This is a genomic window from Pseudomonas sp. HN2 (assembly GCF_020736465.1).
GTDB classification, from domain to species: Bacteria; Pseudomonadota; Gammaproteobacteria; order Pseudomonadales; family Pseudomonadaceae; genus Aquipseudomonas; species Aquipseudomonas moraviensis_A.
Genome location: NZ_CP085885.1, coordinates 1,268,361 through 1,282,381, shown reverse-complemented (window position 1 = coordinate 1,282,381; position 14,021 = coordinate 1,268,361). Strand labels below are relative to the sequence as shown.

Annotated in this window: 14 protein-coding genes; 1 reads left to right on the top strand and 13 read right to left on the bottom strand. The window is 58.6% G+C overall.

Features of this window, described 5'->3' with window-relative positions:
- The 13 genes from lpxA to rpsB form a co-directional block, all read right to left on the bottom strand.
- Nucleotides 1-777 (bottom strand): acyl-ACP--UDP-N-acetylglucosamine O-acyltransferase, encoded by a 777-nt coding sequence (gene lpxA, locus LIS66_RS05500; RefSeq protein ID WP_064364255.1) that lies wholly within the window; start codon nt 775-777, stop codon nt 1-3.
- Nucleotides 774-1,214 (bottom strand): 3-hydroxyacyl-ACP dehydratase FabZ, encoded by a 441-nt coding sequence (fabZ, locus tag LIS66_RS05495; RefSeq protein WP_016771469.1) that lies wholly within the window; start codon nt 1,212-1,214, stop codon nt 774-776. The genes lpxA and fabZ overlap by 4 nt, the downstream gene beginning before the upstream one ends.
- A 106-nt stretch (nt 1,215-1,320) precedes the next feature.
- Nucleotides 1,321-2,376: a UDP-3-O-(3-hydroxymyristoyl)glucosamine N-acyltransferase gene (gene lpxD, locus LIS66_RS05490; protein WP_042606983.1), complete on the bottom strand. Its 1,056-nt coding sequence runs from the start codon at nt 2,374-2,376 to the stop codon at nt 1,321-1,323.
- A 3-nt stretch (nt 2,377-2,379) separates the two neighbouring features.
- The gene (locus tag LIS66_RS05485; protein WP_003222140.1) at nt 2,380-2,883 is read right to left on the bottom strand and encodes an OmpH family outer membrane protein; all 504 of its coding nucleotides are present in this window, start codon (nt 2,881-2,883) and stop codon (nt 2,380-2,382) included.
- A gap of 45 nt (nt 2,884-2,928) precedes the next feature.
- Nucleotides 2,929-5,319, bottom strand: a complete 2,391-nt coding sequence (gene bamA / locus LIS66_RS05480) for an outer membrane protein assembly factor BamA (protein WP_042606982.1) — start codon at nt 5,317-5,319, stop codon at nt 2,929-2,931.
- 74 nt (nt 5,320-5,393) lie between these two features.
- Entirely contained in the window at nt 5,394-6,746 is a 1,353-nt protein-coding gene (gene rseP / locus LIS66_RS05475) for a sigma E protease regulator RseP (RefSeq protein ID WP_042606981.1), read from the bottom strand.
- Between the two features lie 54 nt (nt 6,747-6,800).
- Nucleotides 6,801-7,991, bottom strand: coding sequence for a 1-deoxy-D-xylulose-5-phosphate reductoisomerase (gene ispC / locus LIS66_RS05470; protein ID WP_227973778.1), 1,191 nt, complete (start codon nt 7,989-7,991; stop codon nt 6,801-6,803).
- Entirely contained in the window at nt 7,988-8,794 is an 807-nt protein-coding gene (locus LIS66_RS05465; RefSeq protein WP_065615286.1) for a phosphatidate cytidylyltransferase, read from the bottom strand. Before LIS66_RS05465 ends, ispC begins: the two co-directional genes overlap by 4 nt.
- Complete coding sequence (gene uppS / locus LIS66_RS05460) at nt 8,794-9,549, bottom strand: polyprenyl diphosphate synthase (protein WP_039762463.1); 756 nt, start codon at nt 9,547-9,549, stop codon at nt 8,794-8,796. Before uppS ends, LIS66_RS05465 begins: the two co-directional genes overlap by 1 nt.
- 14 nt (nt 9,550-9,563) lie before the next feature.
- Nucleotides 9,564-10,121 carry a ribosome recycling factor gene (frr, locus tag LIS66_RS05455; RefSeq protein WP_007954771.1) on the bottom strand — a complete coding sequence of 186 codons (558 nt, stop codon included), beginning with the start codon at nt 10,119-10,121 and terminating at the stop codon, nt 9,564-9,566.
- Entirely contained in the window at nt 10,118-10,861 is a 744-nt protein-coding gene (gene pyrH / locus LIS66_RS05450; RefSeq protein WP_003222124.1) for a UMP kinase, read from the bottom strand. Before pyrH ends, frr begins: the two co-directional genes overlap by 4 nt.
- A 208-nt stretch (nt 10,862-11,069) precedes the next feature.
- Nucleotides 11,070-11,933: a translation elongation factor Ts gene (gene tsf, locus LIS66_RS05445; protein WP_016771476.1), complete on the bottom strand. Its 864-nt coding sequence runs from the start codon at nt 11,931-11,933 to the stop codon at nt 11,070-11,072.
- Between the two features lie 191 nt (nt 11,934-12,124).
- The gene (rpsB, locus tag LIS66_RS05440; protein WP_003222119.1) at nt 12,125-12,862 is read right to left on the bottom strand and encodes a 30S ribosomal protein S2; all 738 of its coding nucleotides are present in this window, start codon (nt 12,860-12,862) and stop codon (nt 12,125-12,127) included.
- A 373-nt stretch (nt 12,863-13,235) separates the two neighbouring features.
- Between rpsB and map the strand changes: the two genes are divergently transcribed.
- Nucleotides 13,236-14,018: a type I methionyl aminopeptidase gene (gene map, locus LIS66_RS05435; RefSeq protein ID WP_042606978.1), complete on the top strand. Its 783-nt coding sequence runs from the start codon at nt 13,236-13,238 to the stop codon at nt 14,016-14,018.
- The last annotated feature ends 3 nt before the right edge of the window (nt 14,019-14,021 follow it).

Below are 14,021 nucleotides of genomic sequence, written 5' to 3'. Positions count from 1 at the left end.
TCAGCGGGTGATGCCGCGGGTCGATGCCTGGATCGAATCGCGGAACACGGCGACTTCAGGGAACTGCGCAGACGGCTCGACCAGCTCGGCCAGCGCCTGCTCGACCGTCAGGCCCTGGCGGTAGACGGTCTTGTAGGCACGGCGCAAGGCGTGGATCGCATCTTCGCTGAAACCGCGACGGCGCATGCCTTCGAAGTTCATGCTGCGCGCCTCGGCCGGGTTGCCGAAAACGGTGACGAACGCCGGAACGTCCTTGCCGATCGCCGTGCCCATGCCGGAAAAGCTGTGCGCGCCGATGTGGCAGTACTGATGCACCAGGGTGAAACCGGAGAGGATCGCCCAGTCGTCAACGTGCACATGGCCAGCCAGCGCAGTGTTGTTGACCAGAATGCAGTGATTGCCGATGACGCTGTCGTGACCGATGTGGGCATAGGCCATGATCAGGTTGTGATCACCCAGGGTGGTTTCCGAACGATCCTGAACGGTGCCACGGTGAATGGTCACGCCTTCGCGGATGACGTTGTGGTCACCGATCACCAGGCGGGTTTCCTCGCCTTTGTATTTCAGATCCGGGGTGTCTTCGCCTACCGAAGAAAACTGGTAGATGCGATTGTGCTTACCAATGCGGGTCGGCCCCTTGAGGATCACATGCGGCCCGATCACGGTACCCTCGCCGATTTCCACACCTGCGCCGATGATCGACCACGGGCCGACCTCGACGCCGTCAGCCAGAACGGCGGACGGATCGATGATTGCGCGAGGGTCAATCAAACTCATACTTTTTGTTCCGCGCAGATGATTTCCGCCGAGCAGACCGGCTTGCCATCGACCGAAGCCTGGCACTCGAATTTCCAGATCTTGCGCTTGCAACTGATGAAGGTCGCTTCAAGAATCAACTGGTCGCCCGGCTTGACTGGCTGACGGAAGCGCAGCTTGTCGGAACCGACGAAGTAATACAGGGTGCCGTCGGCCGGTTTGACGTCGAGCATCTTGAAACCGAGGATCCCGGCAGCCTGAGCCATCGCTTCGATGATCAGCACGCCCGGCATGATCGGATGCGCAGGGAAGTGACCATTGAAGAACGGTTCATTGATGCTGACATTCTTGTAGGCGCGAATTCGCTTGCCTTCAGTGTCCAGTTCCACCACCCGGTCCACCAGCAGGAACGGGTAACGGTGAGGCAGGTATTCGCGAATCTCGTTGATGTCCATCATTTCAGGGGAAAGCCTATGTAAAGATTGGGAGCGCGACTGACGCGCACTCCTCTAGCAAATCAAGGAGGCAGTCTAGAGGCTGTGCACACTTGATATGGAAATGGTATCAGCCATCAGATGAAGCATTGCCGTCAGGGGTCACTTCCCCTACGCGCTTTTCCAGCTGTTTCAACCGTCGCGCGATGTCATCGAGCTGACGGATGCGGGCCGCGCTTTTGCGCCATTCGGCCGCCGGTTGCATGGCTGTGCCGGAAGAATAGGCGCCCGGCTCGGTAATCGAGTGGGTCACCATGGTCATCCCGGTCAGGAAAACGTTGTCGCAGATATCAATGTGGCCGACCAGACCGACACCACCGGCGAGCATGCAGTGCTTACCGATTTTGGTGCTGCCGGAAATGCCGACGCACGCAGCCATAGCGGTGTGGTCACCGACCTGGACGTTATGTGCGATCTGAATCTGGTTGTCGAGCTTCACGCCGTTGCCGATCACGGTATCGGCCAGGGCGCCGCGGTCGATGGCGGTGTTCACACCAATCTCGACATCGTCGCCGATGGTTACGCCACCGATCTGGGCGATTTTCTGCCAGACGCCTTTTTCGTTGGCGAAGCCGAAGCCCTCGCCACCGATCACCGCGCCGGACTGAATCACCACACGTTTGCCGATGCGTACGTCGTGATACAGCGTGACGCGAGGAGCCAGCCAGCCGCCCTCACCGATCTCGCTGCGAGCGCCGACCACGCAATGCGCGCCCAGCGTCACCTGTGCCGCAACACGAGCACCGGCCTCGATGACCACGAACGGGCCAATGCTGGCACTCGGATCAACTACCGCGTCCGGCGCAATCACGGCTGTCGGGTGAATACCCGCAGCAGCTTTTGGCTTTGGATCGAACAAATGCGAGATACGCGCGTAGGCCAGATAAGGATCCGGCACCACCAGGGCATTACCGGCGAAACCTTCAGCGTCCGCTTGCTTGAGCAGCAGCGCAGCGGCCTGTGAACCGGCCAGGTATTTACGGTATTGGGGATTTGCCAGAAAGCTCAACTGAGCTGGGCCAGCCTCTTGCAAAGTGGCTAGCCCAGTAATTTGCGTCTCGGGGTCGCCACGCAGGGTGGCGCCGAGGTGCTCGGCCAACTGGCCGAGCCTGATAGTTACGGTCATGGGTTACTTCAGCTGATTCATGCGCTCGATAACCTGGCGCGTGATGTCGTACTGAGGTTTGACATCGATGACTGCGCCACGCTCGAACACCAGGTCAAAACCACCTTTCTTGATGACTTCTTCCACAGCGCTGTCCAGTTTCGGCTTCAGCTGCTTGAGCATTTCGCGGTCGGCAACGGCCTTGGCTTCGTTCAGTTCCTTGGACTGGAACTGGAAGTCGCGGGCCTTTTGCTTGAATTCCAGCTCCAGACGCTCACGTTCGCCCTGCTGCATCTTGTCGCCACCGGCCATCAGACGGTCCTGAATGCCTTTGGCGCTGCTTTCCAGGGTTTTCAGCTTGGTCAGTTGCGGACCGAACTTCTTCTCGGCATCCACGGCGTATTTCTTCGCCGCGTCGGATTCCAGCAGTGCCATCTGATAGTTCAGCACGGCAATTTTCATGTCGGCGAACGCCGGGCCTGCCACCAGTACGGAGGCCAGGAGAACCAATTGAGTCAACTTACGCACGATGCACTCCTACAAAATCCATTGTCGTTGTCTTGGGTCAGACGCTTAGAACGTCTGGCCGAGGGAGAATTGGAACACTTGAGTTTCAGCGTCATCCGGTTTCTTGATCGGCATCGCCAGGGCGAAGCTCAAAGGCCCCAGTGCGGTGACCCAGGTCACGCCGACACCGACGGAACTGGCCATGTTGCTCAGGCTGATGTCGTTGCACTGAGTGCTGGAAGTCGAACCGGCGCTCGCGTTGGTCGTCTTGTCGCACTTGGAATCGAATACGTTACCCACGTCCCAGAATACCGAGGTCCGCAGTGAACGCTGATCTTTCACGAACGGCAGCGGGAACAAAACCTCGACACCACCCTGAATCAATACGTTACCGCCGAATGGCAGCGGATCCTGATCCGGGTCACGAAGTGTCCCCGTATTACCCGTTTCAGCTGCACCGCGGCTCGGCGTACTGCGCGGACCCAGAGTGCTGTCCTTGAAGCCACGTACCGAGTTGAAGCCACCGGCATAGTAGTTTTCATAGAACGGCAAGCCGTCAGTCGAGCCGTAACCGTCGCCGTAACCAAGTTCGGTGTGCAGACGCATGGTGTAGTTTTCGGTGATCGGCTGGAACAGCTGACCACGGTAGTCAAGTTTGAAGAACGACAGGTCGCTACCCGGGATGGTGGTTTCCAGGGTCAGGCTCTGGGAACGGCCACGGGTCGGCAGAACACCCTTGTTCAACGTCGACTCGGACCAACCAGCCGACGCCTTGAAGTTCAGGTACTGATCGCCTTCCTTTTTAACGAAGTCGAAAATCTCGTCAACGGTATAGCGACCGGTGTTGATCTTGTCCTGCTGGGCAGACAGACCGAACGTCAGACGCGAAGTCTCGCTGATCGGGTAACCGACGTTGACGCCGGCACCGAGGCTGTCTACCGCATAGCTGGAAATATCGGCATCGAGTTCATCGTAGTCGGTGGTGCGGTAGAACGCGTTGTAACCCAGGCTCACGCCATCGGCGGTCCAGTAGGGGTCAACGTAGCCGAAATTGTAGCGGCTCTGGTATTCGCTGCGGGTCAGGCCGATGCTGACGCGGTTACCGGTACCGAGGAAGTTGTTCTGGGTGATCGAACCACCGAGGATCAGACCGGCACTCTGGGCGAAACCGACGCTGGCAGTGATCGAACCGGAAGCCTGTTCTTCAACCGCATAGTTCACGTCAACCTGGTCGTCGACACCTGGCACGGCCGGGGTTTCAACGTTGACTTCCTTGAAGAAGCCCAGACGTTCCAGACGGGTCTTGGACTGGTCGATCAGGTAGGTCGAAGCCCAGCCGCCTTCCATCTGGCGCATCTCACGACGCAGCACTTCGTCCTCAGACTTGGTGTTGCCACGGAAGTTGATGCGGTTGACGTAGGCACGCTTGCCCGGATCGACAGCGAAGAGGATGTCCACAGTGTGGTCGTCATCGTGAGGCTGAGGCACGCCGTTGACGTTGGCGAAGGTGTAACCCTCGTTACCCAGACGACGGGTGATCAGCTCGGAAGTGGTGGTCATCAGCTTGCGCGAGAACACCTGGCCTTTCTGCACCAGCAACAGCGACTTGACCTGGTCTTCAGGAACTTTCAGGTCACCGCTGAGCTTGACGTCACGAACGGTGTACTTCTCACCCTCGGTCACGTTGACGGTGATGTAGACGTGCTTCTTGTCCGGGGTAATCGACACCTGGGTCGAAGCGATGTCCATGTTGATGTAGCCGCGATCCAGATAGTAGGAACGCAGACGCTCCAGGTCACCGGAGAGTTTTTCACGGGCATATTTGTCATCGTTCTTGAAGAACGACAGCCAGTTGGTGGTTTTCAGTTCGAACAGGTCGGTCAGGTCTTCCTCAGGGAATACCGTATTGCCTACCACGTTGATGTGCTGGATGGCGGCAACCGTACCTTCGTTGATCTTAACTTTCAGACCCACGCGGTTACGCGGCTGCGAGACCACTTCGGTATCGACAGTGGCCGAGTAGCGACCCTGGGCGACGTACTGACGTTGCAGTTCGTTACGGACACCCTCGAGGGTGGCGCGCTGGAAGATTTCGCCTTCGGCCAGACCGGATTGCTTGAGGCCTTTCATCAGGTCTTCAGTGGAAATCGCTTTGTTGCCCTCGATTTCAATACTGGCGACCGATGGACGCTCGACCACGGTGATGACCAGAACGTTGCCTTCGCGGCCCAGCTGGATATCTTGAAAGAAACCGGTTTTGAACAACGCACGAGTGGATTCCACCAGGCGACGATCATCCGCCTGCTCGCCGACGTTCAACGGCAAGGCACCAAAGACGCTACCCGCGGAGACCCGCTGGAGGCCATTGACGCGAATATCAGAGATAGTGAAGGACTCGGCGTGAACTTCGGCGATCATCAATACGGTGAGAACCGCAGTTAGCAGCAGACGTTTCATGAAGTCCTTTCTTATTCCAACTGGCAATAAACAAACTGCCGCAAAATGCGGCAGATTCGCAATTCAGCGAAGCGTTACAGTCGACCCAGATCGTTGACCAGAGCAAGTAACATCACCCCGACCACCAAACTGATACCGATCTGTATCCCCCAACCTTGCACCCGATCCGACAAGGGGCGACCACGCACCCACTCGATCAGATAAAACAACAAATGCCCCCCATCCAGTACAGGAATGGGCAGCAAATTCAGAACGCCCAGGCTAATACTCAGATAAGCAAGGAAATTCAGGAAATCAGCGACGCCCGACTGGGCAGAAGCGCCCGCCACTTTAGCAATGGTTATCGGTCCACTCAAGTTTTTTACCGAGAGCTCGCCGAACAGCATTTTCTTCAGTGAATCCAGCGTCAGAATGCTCATGGTCCAAGTGCGACGGGCACCCTCGCCGATCGCGGCCAGCGGGCCGTAGCTGACCTCGCGGATCATTTCCGGCGGCCAGTCGATGGCTTTGACGCCAGCGCCGAGATAACCGCTCGGCGCTTTGCTTTCACCGCGCGCCGCCAGCGTCACCGGGACGTCGATTTGAGCATTGTCGCGCTCGACGCGCAGCATGATTTTGGTATCAGGACGCGTACGAACGGTATCGACCACTTGCTGCCAGTCATCGAGCGGCTGGCCATCAAGCGCCAGCAGCCGATCACCGGTTTTCAGCCCGGCTGCCTGGGCCGGGCCCTTCGGGTCAAGCTCGGCAAGCACCGGCGGCAACGCCGGACGCCACGGGCGAATGCCCAGCGAGCGGATCGGATCCGGCTCGTCGGCCCCTTTGAGCCAGTTATCCAGTGCCAGCGTGCGCGGCGACTCAGCGCTCGAACCCTGCTCGCGCACCAGCAGTTGAATGGCGCCGCTCTCACCCAGACGACGAACCAGCTGCAAATTGACCGCAGCCCAGCCCGACGTGGGCTCACCATCAATCGAAACAATCTCCTGACCGGCATTCAGACCGGCCTTGGCGGCAATGCTGCCGGACTCGACCGCACCGATGACCGGGCGCACCTGCTCGCTGCCGAGCATGGCCAGCACCCAAAAGAACACCAGGGCCAAAAGAAAGTTGGCAATCGGTCCGGCCGCTACAATCGCGATACGCTGCCGCACCGACTTGCGGTTGAAGGACTGATCCAACTGATCGACCGGCACTTCGCCTTCGCGCTCATCAAGCATCTTGACGTAGCCGCCCAGCGGAATCGCGGCAACCACGAACTCGGTGCCTTGCTTGTCATGCCAGCGCAGCAGCGGCATGCCGAAGCCCACGGAAAAACGCAGAACCTTGACGCCACAGCGACGCGCGACCCAGAAGTGGCCGAATTCGTGGAAGGTGACCAGCACACCCAGGGCGATCAGGGTGCCGGCAATCATATAGAGCGCGCTCATCTACTTTCTCCGCAATCCTGTTCAGTGTCGCGTGTCGCCATTGTGTTGCAAAAACTATCGGCCGTGCCGACTCAACCATTGCTCGGCCAGCATTCGCGCTTTCGCGTCCGCCGTAAATACCGCGTCGAGGTCGTTCAGCGCCACCACTGGCTCCAGATTCAAGACCTCCTCGATCATACTCGCGATTTCCAGGTAGCGAACCCGTCCATCGAGAAACGCTGCCACTGCCACTTCATTGGCCGCGTTGAGCATCGCCGGCGCGCTGTTACCGGCTTCGGCGGCCTGCCGGGCCAAACGCAGGCACGGGAAACGGCTTTCATCGGGCGCTTCGAAATCCAGTCGCGCAATGGCAAAAAGATCCAGTGGCGGTACGCCGGAATCGATGCGCTCCGGCCAGGCCAAGGCGTTGGCGATCGGTGTGCGCATGTCCGGGTTACCCAACTGCGCCAGCACCGATCCATCGACGTAATCCACCAGAGAGTGGATCACGCTCTGCGGATGAATCACCACTTCGACCTGGTCCGGCTTGGCATCGAACAGCCAGCAGGCTTCGATCAGCTCCAGACCTTTGTTCATCATGCTCGCCGAATCCACGGAGATCTTGCGCCCCATGGACCAGTTCGGGTGCGCGCACGCCTGTTCAGGCGACACATGCGCCAGCTCGGCCAGCGGCGTCTGCCGGAACGGGCCGCCAGAGGCTGTCAGCAAAATCCGACGTACCCCTACCGAACTCAAGCCGCGCGCGAAATCCGCGGGCATGCACTGAAAAATCGCATTGTGTTCGCTGTCGATCGGCAGCAGCACCGAGCCGCTCTTGCGCACGGCCTGCATGAACAGAGCGCCGGACATCACCAGCGCTTCCTTGTTCGCCAGCAGAATCTTCTTCCCCGCCTCGACTGCCGCCAGGGTCGGACGCAGCCCGGCCGCACCGACAATGGCCGCCATTACTGCGTCGACTTCAGGCGCGGAGGCGACCTGACACAGGCCCTCCTCGCCGACCAGTACGCGAGTCGGCAAGCCGGCTGCACGCAGGTCATCCTGCAACCCGCGCGCTGCGGCGCCTTCGGGCACCACCGCAAATTGCGGCACATGCCGCACGCACAACGCGAGCAATTCGCTGAGCCGCGAGAAGCCACTCAAAGCGAAAACCTGATAACGCTCAGGGTGGCGGGCAATCACATCCAGGGTGCTCAGACCGATCGAACCGGTCGCACCCAATACCGTAATCTGCTGGGGACGACTCACGGTGCGGCCATCCAGAGCAATACGGCGAACACCGGAATGGCCGCAGTCAGGCTGTCGATGCGATCCAGCACGCCGCCATGCCCGGGTAGCAGATTACTGCTGTCCTTGATGCCGGACTGACGCTTGAACATGCTTTCGGTGAGATCACCGACCACAGAAATGAAGACGATCACCGCAGCGCCGATCAAGCCTTTGAGCAGCTCGGCCACAGTCCAGTCGCGCACCAGCCCGACAATTGCGGTAATCACCAGGCTCAGAGCCAGACCACCGTAAACCCCTTCCCAGCTTTTGCCCGGGCTGACTTGCGGCGCGAGCTTGCGCTTGCCGAATTTGCGCCCGGAGAAATAAGCGCCGATGTCTGCGCCCCAGACCAGCACCATCACCGCCATGATCAACCAGTTACCCAGCGGATACTGCTTGATCTGCACCAGGCCCTGCCACGCAGGCAGCAGGATCAGCAGACCAATGAGCAGCTTGGTCGCCGCCGTGGACCAATGCGCGCTGGAGCGTGGATACGTCAGCACCAGATAAGTGGCAACCGCCCACCAGATCACCGATGCACCGAGCACCCAGGGAGCAAGCCCCGGCAGCACATACATGACGAACAGCATCAGAGCGACCACGGCAGCAAAACCGACGCGGAACGACTGCGCGGTAAAGCCCGCCAGTCGCGCCCACTCCCAGGCACCGAGACTGACTACCAGACCGATGAACAGCGCGAAACCGGCACCTTTGAGCAGGAAAAACCCGCACAAGGCAATCGGCAGCAGGATCAGTGCAGTGATGATTCGTTGTTTAAGCATTAAACCCGGGCTCCAGCTTCGACCTGTTCGCTCGTTTTACCGAAACGACGCTGGCGTGAAGCGAAATCGGCCAGCGCGGTGCGCATGGCTTCGTGTTTGAAGTCCGGCCAGAACAGGTCGGAGAAGTACAGCTCGGCGTAGGCCAGCTGCCACAGCAGGAAGTTGCTGATGCGATGCTCGCCACCGGTGCGGATGCACAGGTCTGGCAACGGCAGATCGCCGGTGGCCAGACACGTCTGCAGCAGATCCGGGGTGATGTCCTCCGGGCGCAGGTGCCCGGCCTGGACTTCCCGTGCGAGACGTTGCGCGGCCTGCGCGATATCCCACTGGCCGCCATAGTTGGCGGCGATCTGCAGGACAAAGCGGTTGGCACCGACGGTCATGGCCTCGGCCTCGCGCATCGCTGCCTGAAGCTCAGGGTGGAAGCGCGACCGATCGCCAATGATGCGCAGGCTGATGTTGTTGTCGTTGAGGCGCTTGGCCTCACGACGCAACGCCTTGAAGAACAGATCCATCAAGGCGCTGACCTCATCGGCCGGGCGCTGCCAGTTTTCACTGGAAAAGGCGAACAGGGTCAGGACTTCGACCTTGGCCTCAGCGCACACCTCGATCACCGCCCGCACAGCATCCACGCCCGCTTTATGCCCGGCGACACCCGGCATAAAGCGTTTTTTCGCCCAGCGATTATTGCCATCCATGATGATCGCGACATGGCGCGGCACCGCGGACGGCGCAGTCTGCTTGGTCTTGTCCATTTAAAGCTCGACCCTTATACGGCCATCAGGTCTTTTTCTTTCTCGTCCGTGGCCTTGGTGATCTGGGCCTCGGATTCTTTGGTCAGCTTATCGATATCAGCGATGGCACGACGTTCTTCGTCTTCGCTGATTTCCTTGTCCTTGACCAGTTTTTTCAGCTCGCCCAATGCGTCACGACGAATGTTGCGCACGGCAACGCGTGCGTCTTCGGCGGCACTACGGGCCTGTTTGGTGAAGCCTTTACGCGTTTCCTCGGTCAGGGCCGGCATCGGGATCAGCAGCAACTCGCCCAGGTTGGTCGGGTTGAGGTTCAGACCGGCGCTCTGGATCGCCTTGTCGACGGCAGCGAGCATGTTGCGCTCGAACGCCACGACCTGCAGGGTACGCGAGTCCTTCACGGTGACGTTGGCAACGCCGCTCAGCGGGGTGTCAGTGCCGTAGTAAGGCACCATGACGCTGCCGAGGATGCTCGGGTGAGCCTTGCCGGTACGAATCTGGCCGAACGCGTGGTTCAGAGATTCCAGGGATTTCTGCATACGCGCTTGGGCGTCTTTCTTGATTTCGTTGATCATTGTTGGCCTTCCTCGATCAAAGTCCCTTCAGCGCCGCCGTGCACAATGTTCAGCAGGGCGCCGGGCTTGTTCATGTTGAATACGCGCAGCGGCATCTTGTGATCGCGGCACAGGCAGATAGCAGTCAGATCCATTACACCCAGCTTGCGATCCAGTACTTCATCATAAGTCAGATGATCGAACTTCTCGGCATGCGGGTCTTTGAACGGATCTGCGGTGTAGACGCCATCAACCTTGGTGGCCTTGAGCACAACGTCGGCGTCGATCTCGATTGCACGCAGGCAGGCTGCCGAATCCGTGGTAAAGAACGGATTGCCGGTACCGGCCGCGAAGATCACGACGTCCTTGGAGTTCAGGTGGCGCATGGCTTTGCGGCGATCGTAGTGATCGGTCACCCCAACCATGGAAATGGCCGACATGACGATGGCCGAGATATTGGCACGTTCCAGCGCATCGCGCATGGCCAGAGCGTTCATCACAGTGGCCAGCATGCCCATGTGGTCGCCCGTGACCCGATCCATACCGGCTTTGCTCAGGGCCTCGCCACGGAACAGGTTGCCACCGCCGATCACCAGACCGACCTGGACACCGATACCGACCAGTTGGCCGACTTCCAGCGCCATGCGGTCCAGCACTTTAGGATCGATCCCGAACTCTTCCGAGCCCATCAGGGCCTCGCCGCTAAGCTTGAGTAGAATGCGTTTATAGCGAGCCTGATAACCACTGCCCTGCTGAGCCATTGCGAATCTCTCCTGCGGCGTATTTAAAATTCTTTGCGAGCTGTTTACAGCTGGCGTTCACTCTAGCTTGGCGCTGCTGCAGCGCCATCGGAACATGGCTTTGTAAGTCAGTTCCGGGTGGAAACCAAATAAAAATTGGTAACCCATCTGAAAAGAGGCTGCGCGCGTAAGCGGGCAGCCTCTTTCGGGCGACAGTTGAAAAACCGTCTTATTGCTTGGCGGCAGCCAGCTGGGCAGCAACTTCTTCAGCGAAGTTGTCGACCGGCTTCTCGATGCCTTCGCCTACTTTGAAGTAAGTGAAGGAAACGATTTCAGCACCGGCTTTCTTGGCCAGTTCGCCAACCTTGACTTCAGGGTTCTTGACGAACGCCTGCTCGACCAGGCTTGCTTCTGCCAGGAACTTGCTGATACGGCCCTTGACCATGTTCTCAACAATGTTTTCCGGCTTGCCTTTGATCTTCTCTTCGTTCAGCTGCAGGAACACGGCTTTCTCACGCTCGATCGCTTCGTCGGAGACTTGCGAAGGCAGCAGGAACTCAGGGTTGCTTGCAGCAACGTGCATCGCGATGTCTTTGGCCAGCTCGACGTCACCCCCTTTCAGGACAACAGCAACACCGATCTTGTTACCGTGCAGGTAAGTGCCGACAACGTCACCCTCTACGCGTACCAGACGACGGATGTTGACGTTCTCACCGACTTTGGCAACCAGAGCTTCACGAGCCGATTCCTGAGCGGCGATCAGCGGAGCTGCGTCGGTCAGTTTTTCGTCGAAAGCTTTTTCTACGCTGGCAGCAACGAAGTTCTTGAAATCGTCTTGCAGGGCCAGGAAGTCGGTCTGCGAGTTGACTTCCAGCAGCACGGCTGCCTTGTCATTCGATTTGATGGCGATTGCGCCTTCAGCGGCAACGTTGCCGGCTTTTTTCGCAGCCTTGATGGCGCCCGAAGCACGCATGTCATCAATGGCTTTTTCGATGTCGCCGTCAGCCTTTTCCAGGGCTTTCTTGCAATCCATCATGCCTTCGCCGGTACGCTCGCGCAGTTCTTTGACCAACGCTGCAGTAATTGCTGCCATTTTCAAATTCCTCTTGGATAGGTTTTCAACCATTCCACCCGATCGAACGGGCGTTCAATTCTTCCCGAACCACCCATGTTGGCTGCCGCACATGACAAATACAGACGTGGGCGCCGACAAATGGTTTTCGAGGTGGCAAAAAGGGGGCCAAGCCCCCTTTTTGCTTACTGAGTCAACGCCAGGGGCGTCGATTACTCAGCTGCAGCCTGAGTTTCTTCAGCTGCGAATTCAACAGTACCGCCAGCAACATTGTTGCGACCACGGATCACTGCGTCAGCCATCGAACCCATGTACAGCTGGATAGCGCGGATTGCGTCATCGTTGCCTGGGATGATGTAGTCAACGCCTTCCGGGCTGCTGTTGGTATCGACAACGCCGATGACCGGGATGCCCAGCTTGTTGGCTTCGGTGATCGCGATGCGCTCGTGGTCAACGTCGATCACGAACAGTGCGTCTGGCAGACCGCCCATGTCCTTGATGCCGCCCAGCGAACGATCCAGCTTCTCAAGATCACGGGAGCGCATCAGCGCTTCTTTCTTGGTCAGCTTGGCGAAAGTACCGTCTTCGGCTTGAACTTCAAGGTCACGCAGACGCTTGATGGAAGCACGAATGGTCTTGAAGTTGGTCAGCATGCCGCCCAACCAGCGGTGATCGACGTACGGCGAACCGCAACGTGCTGCTTCTTCAGCAACGATCTTGCCAGCGGAACGCTTGGTGCCGACGAACAGAATCTTGTTTTTGCCCTGAGCCAGACGCTCTACGAAAGTCAGAGCTTCGTTGAACATTGGCAGGGTTTTTTCAAGGTTGATGATGTGAATCTTGTTACGCGCGCCGAAAATGTACTTGCCCATTTTCGGATTCCAGTAACGGGTTTGGTGACCGAAGTGCACACCGGCCTTCAGCATATCGCGCATGTTGACTTGGGACATGATAGTTCCTTGATAAGTCGGGTTTGGCCTCCACGTATCCCAATGACCAACCAGAGGCATAAAGCCCAAGGCACCCAGGTCATCGTGTCGACACGTGTGTGGATTTAAGCTTTTCGGGGCATCCCCGGAAAGCGGCGCATTTTATACCACAGGGTGCGCAGAAACGGAACCCGGAATCTGTATTCGCACCCGCGACCGGGGCGCGGCCCCCTTGGAATCGGCCTGACGGACTCCATTGTATAGAGAGAAGCCAGACATGCAGGCGCGGATTTGCGCCTCCCGTCTGGTAGAATCGCGTTTTTCAGGGTCGCACAATCCACACCTGCCACCCTATTCGTATCCGTAAGCGCCGCCGAGCGCAGAGAGAGCCTGTATGACCGTCAACCTCAAAACCCCCGAGGACATCGCTGGCATGCGTGTCGCCGGCAAACTGGCCGCCGATGTGCTGGAAATGATTGCCGAACACGTCAAACCGGGCGTGACCACTGATCAGCTCAACCAGATCTGCCACGATTACATCGTCAATGTGCAGGAAGCCATCCCTGCCCCGCTCAACTACAAGGGTTACCCGAAGTCGATCTGCACTTCGATCAACCATGTGGTCTGCCACGGCATCCCGAATGACAAGCCGCTGAAAAACGGTGACACCCTGAACATCGACGTCACAGTGATCAAGGACGGCTACCACGGCGACACCAGCCGCATGTTCCACGTCGGCGAAGTACCGGTCTGGGCCGAGCGCCTGTCGCAAGTCACTCAGGAATGCATGTACAAGGCCATCGAGATCGTCAAACCCGGCTGCCGCCTCGGCGACATTGGTGAAGTGATCCAGAAGCATGCAGAAAAGAATGGTTTCTCGGTGGTGCGCGAGTTCTGCGGCCATGGTATCGGCAAGGTTTTCCACGAAGAACCGCAGATCCTGCACTACGGTCGCGCCGGCACCGGCATGGAACTGAAGGCTGGCATGACCTTCACCATCGAGCCGATGATCAACCAGGGCAAGGCCGACACCAAGGTACTGGGCGACGGCTGGACGGCGATCACCAAGGACCGCAAGCTCTCGGCCCAGTGGGAACACACCCTGCTGGTCACCGACACCGGCTACGAGATCTTCACTTTGCGCAGCGATGACACCATCCCGCGCGTCTCGGCCTGATTC